Genomic DNA, 4358 nt, shown 5'->3' with positions numbered 1-4358 from the left:
TCTTTCGCGTCCTTCGCGGAACCTTCGCGCCCTTCGCGTATGGATGTCCGATTCCTTGTTCCCGCTCCCTGCCGCCTGCTCACCCGCCGGTATAATCTCGCTTTACCACCTCCCCGGAAGCGCCCCTTCCGACCTGACATGACCAGATTCGTCTTCGTCACCGGCGGTGTGGTGTCTTCCCTGGGCAAGGGAATCGCCTCAGCCTCCCTCGCCGCCATCCTCGAGTCGCGTGGCCTCAAAGTCACCCTGATCAAGCTCGACCCGTACCTGAACGTGGACCCGGGCACCATGTCGCCGTTCCAGCACGGCGAGGTGTACGTCACCGATGACGGCGCCGAGACCGACCTCGACCTGGGCCACTACGAGCGCTTCGTGTCCACCCGGATGCGCAAGGCGAACAACTTCACCACCGGCCAGATCTACAAGAGCGTGCTCGAGAAGGAGCGCCGCGGCGACTACCTGGGCAAGACCGTCCAGGTCATCCCGCATGTCACCAACGAGATCCAGGAATTCATCCGCCGCGGCGCCGGCCTTGGCACCGGCACCGAAGTGGACGTGGCCATCGTCGAGATCGGCGGCACCGTAGGCGACATCGAGTCGCTGCCGTTCCTGGAAGCCGTGCGCCAGATGGCGCTCAAGCTCGGGCCGAACAACTCCGCCTTCGTCCACCTCACCTACGTGCCCTTCATCAAGGCCGCCGGCGAGCTCAAGACCAAGCCGACCCAGCACACGGTGCAGAAGATGCGAGAGATCGGCATCCAGCCCGATGCCCTGCTGTGCCGCGCCGACCGCAACATTCCGGAGGACGAGGCCGAGAAGATCAGCCTGTTCACCAACGTGCCGCGCTGGGGCGTGATCTCGATGCCGGATGTGGACACCATCTACAAGGTGCCGCGCCTGTTGCACGAGCAGGGCCTGGACGGACTGATTTGCGACAAGCTGCGGCTGAACACGCCGCCGGCCAACTTGAAGCGCTGGGACGACCTGGTGCACGAGGTCGAGCATCCCAAGGGCGAGATCAACATCGCCATGGTCGGCAAGTACGTCGACCTGTCGGACAGCTACAAATCGCTCAACGAGGCGTTGCGCCACGCGGGCCTGCGCAACCACGTGCGGGTGAAGGTCGACTACCTGGACTCCGAATCCATCACGCCCGCGACGGTCGGCCAGCTGCAGAAGTACGAAGCCATCCTGGTGCCGGGCGGCTTTGGCAAGCGCGGCATCGAAGGCAAGATCGCCGCCGCCCGCTTCGCCCGCGAAAACAAGGTGCCGTACCTGGGCATCTGCCTGGGCATGCAGGTCGCCACCATCGAGTACGCGCGCAACGTCGCGGGCCTGAAGGACGCCAACAGCACCGAGTTCGACCCGCAGACGCCGCACCCCGTGATCGCCCTGATCACCGAGTGGCAGGACGCCGACGGCTCGATCAAGACCCGCACCGAGCAGTCCGACCTGGGCGGCACCATGCGGCTGGGCGCCCAGAGCTCCGACGTCACCCCCGGCACGCTGGCGCACAGCATCTACGGCGACGTGGTGACCGAGCGGCACCGCCATCGCTACGAAGCCAACGTCAAGTACCTGGACCAGCTGCGCCAGGCCGGCCTGGTGATCTCCGCGCTGACGCAGCGCGAGCACCTCACCGAGATCGTCGAACTGCCGCGCGACGTCCACCCCTGGTTCATGGGCGTGCAGTTCCACCCCGAATTCAAGTCCACCCCCTGGGACGGACATCCCTTGTTCAACGCTTTCATCGACGCCGCCCGCCAGCAGCAGGTCGGCACGCAGAAGGCGGGCAAGTCGCTGAAGGTCGTGGCGTGATGAAGCTGTGTGGATTCGAGGCCGGCCTGGACCGTCCCTTCTTCCTGATCTCCGGCCCTTGCGTGGTCGAGTCCGAGCAATTGCAGATGGACGTGGCCGGCGCACTCAAGGAAATGACGGCCACGCTGGGCATTCCGTTCATCTTCAAGAGCAGCTACGACAAGGCCAACCGCTCCTCCGGCACCAGCTTTCGCGGCCCCGGCATGGAGAAAGGCCTGGAAATCCTGGCCAAGGTCAAGCGCGAGCTGGGCGTGCCGGTGCTGACCGACGTGCACAGCGAGGCCGAGATCGAGCGGGTGGCCAGCGTGGTCGATGTGCTGCAGACGCCCGCCTTCCTGTGCCGCCAGACCGACTTCATCCGCGCGGTGGCGCAGTCGGGCAAGCCGGTCAACATCAAAAAGGGCCAGTTCCTGGCCCCCGGCGACATGAAGAACGTGATCCAGAAGGCCCGCGACGCGGCGCGCGAAAAAGGCCTGCCGGACGACGTCTTCATGGCTTGCGAGCGCGGCGCCAGCTTCGGCTACAACAACCTGGTCAGCGACATGCGCTCGCTGGCGATCATGCGCGAGACCGGCGCCCCGGTGGTGTTCGACGCCACCCACTCGGTGCAGCTGCCCGGCGGCCAGGGCACCAGCTCGGGCGGCCAGCGCGAGTTCGTGCCGGTGCTGTCGCGCGCCGCCGTCGCCGTCGGCGTGGCCGGCCTGTTCATGGAGACGCATCCGGACCCGGCCAACGCGCTGTCGGACGGGCCCAATGCGGTGCCGCTGCATCGCATGCGCGCCCTGCTCGAGACACTGGTGGAGCTCGATCGCATCACCAAGAAGAACCGGTTCCTGGAGAACGACTTCGCCGCCTGACGCCAGGAGACCGCATGCCCGCTGCCTACCTCATCGTGGAGATGAACGTCTCCAAGCCCGAGCAGTACAAGGAGTACATGGCGCGCGCGCCGGCGGCGGTCAAGGCGGCCGGCGGCGAGTACCTGGTGCGCGGCGGCCGGCACGAGACGCTCGAGGGCGACTGGCAGCCGCACCGCGTGGCGATGCTGCGCTTTCCCAGCTACGAGCAGGCCAAGGCCTTCCACGACGGCGAGCTGTACACCCGCGCGCGCAGCCTGCGCGCCGGCGCCTGCGACTACTTCAACATGGTGCTGGTCGAAGGCGTGGCAAGCCGGTCTGAATTCCCGATTCCACAAAAAACCAAAGAGAGCACCTGAATGAGCGCAATCGTTGACATCGTCGGCCGCGAGATCCTGGACTCGCGTGGCAATCCCACCGTGGAGTGCGACGTGCTGCTGGAGTCCGGCACCATGGGCCGCGCATCGGTGCCATCGGGCGCCTCCACCGGCTCGCGCGAGGCGATCGAGCTGCGCGACGGCGATCCGGCCCGCTACCTGGGCAAGGGCGTGCTCAAGGCGGTGGAACACATCAACACCGAGATCTCCGAGTCGGTGCTGGGCCTCGATGCCTCCGAGCAGAACTTCCTGGACAAGACGCTGATCGACCTGGACGGCACCGACAACAAGGGCCGGCTCGGGGCCAACGCGATGCTGGCCGTGTCGATGGCCGTGGCCCGCGCGGCCGCCGAGGAATCGGGCCTGCCGCTGTACCGCTACTTCGGCGGCATGGGCGGCTGCCAGCTGCCGGTGCCGATGATGAACGTGATCAACGGCGGCGCCCACGCCAACAACAACCTGGACCTGCAGGAGCTGATGATCATCCCGGTGGGCGCGCCGACCTTCCGCGAGGCGATGCGCTACGGCGCCGAGGTGTTCCACGCGCTCAAGAAGATCATCCACGACCGCGGCATGAGCGTCGCCGTCGGCGACGAGGGCGGCTTCGCGCCGAACGTGGAGAACCACGAGGCCGCGCTGCAGATGATCATGGAGGCGATCGAAAAGGCCGGCTACAAGCCTGGCGAGCAGATCGCCCTGGGACTGGACTGCGCCTCCAGCGAGTTCTACAAGGACGGCCTGTACCGGCTGGACGCCGAAGGGCAGCATCTGGGCGCCTCCGACTGGATCGCCATGATGCAAGGCTGGGTCGGCAAGTACCCGATCATCAGCATCGAGGACGGCATGGCCGAGGGCGACTGGGACGGCTGGAAGCTGTTGACCGAGCGCCTGGGCAAGCAGGTGCAGCTGGTGGGCGACGACCTGTTCGTCACCAACACGAAGATCCTCAAGGAAGGCATCGACAAGCGCATCGCCAACTCGATTCTGATCAAGAACAACCAGATCGGCACGCTGACCGAGACCTTCGCCGCCATCGAGATGGCCAAGCGGGCCAACTACACGGCCGTCATCAGCCACCGCTCGGGCGAGACCGAGCACTCCACCACCCCCGACATCGCGGGGGGCACCAACGCCGCCCAGATCAAAACCGCCTCGCTGAGCCGCTCTGACCGGATGGCCAAGTACAACCAGCTGCTGCGCATCGAGGAAGACCTCGGCGACATCGCGCAGTACCCGGGCCGCGCCGCCTTCTACAACCTGCGCAACACCTGAGCGGGGGACGTGAACAGCCGCACCGCCGCCGTCCTGC

The 4358-nt window shown here is 66.4% G+C and carries 4 protein-coding genes; all 4 read left to right on the top strand.

Going from position 1 to position 4358, the window contains the following annotated elements; translation table 11 throughout:
• Positions 1 to 138 precede the first annotated feature (138 nt).
• From JWP65_RS08525 to eno, 4 genes are read left to right on the top strand one after another with little or no spacing between them, the layout of a single operon-like run.
• The gene (locus JWP65_RS08525; RefSeq protein WP_299762735.1) at positions 139 to 1818 is read left to right on the top strand and encodes a CTP synthase; all 1680 of its coding nucleotides are present in this window, start codon (positions 139 to 141) and stop codon (positions 1816 to 1818) included.
• A complete protein-coding gene (gene kdsA, locus JWP65_RS08520; protein WP_299762732.1) occupies positions 1818 to 2675 on the top strand; it encodes a 3-deoxy-8-phosphooctulonate synthase in 858 nt (285 codons plus the stop codon). Before JWP65_RS08525 ends, kdsA begins: the two co-directional genes overlap by 1 nt.
• Positions 2676 to 2689: 14 nt before the next feature.
• A complete protein-coding gene (locus tag JWP65_RS08515) occupies positions 2690 to 3031 on the top strand; it encodes a DUF1330 domain-containing protein (protein ID WP_299762730.1) in 342 nt (113 codons plus the stop codon).
• Complete coding sequence (gene eno / locus JWP65_RS08510) at positions 3032 to 4321, top strand: phosphopyruvate hydratase (RefSeq protein ID WP_299762727.1); 1290 nt, start codon at positions 3032 to 3034, stop codon at positions 4319 to 4321.
• Positions 4322 to 4358 lie beyond the last annotated feature (37 nt).

It is taken from the genome of Ramlibacter sp., from assembly GCF_028292805.1.
Taxonomy (GTDB): domain Bacteria; phylum Pseudomonadota; class Gammaproteobacteria; order Burkholderiales; family Burkholderiaceae_C; genus Ramlibacter.
This window is presented reverse-complemented; position numbering and strand designations above follow the sequence as displayed.

Excerpts from the sequence above, each read along its gene's own strand:
- JWP65_RS08525 (WP_299762735.1), top strand. The coding sequence starts at position 139 with ATGACCAGATTCGTCTTCGTCACCGGCGGTGTGGTGTCTTCCCTGGGC.
- eno (WP_299762727.1), top strand. The coding sequence starts at position 3,032 with ATGAGCGCAATCGTTGACATCGTCGGCCGCGAGATCCTGGACTCGCGT.
- kdsA (WP_299762732.1), top strand. The coding sequence starts at position 1,818 with ATGAAGCTGTGTGGATTCGAGGCCGGCCTGGACCGTCCCTTCTTCCTG.
- JWP65_RS08515 (WP_299762730.1), top strand. The coding sequence starts at position 2,690 with ATGCCCGCTGCCTACCTCATCGTGGAGATGAACGTCTCCAAGCCCGAG.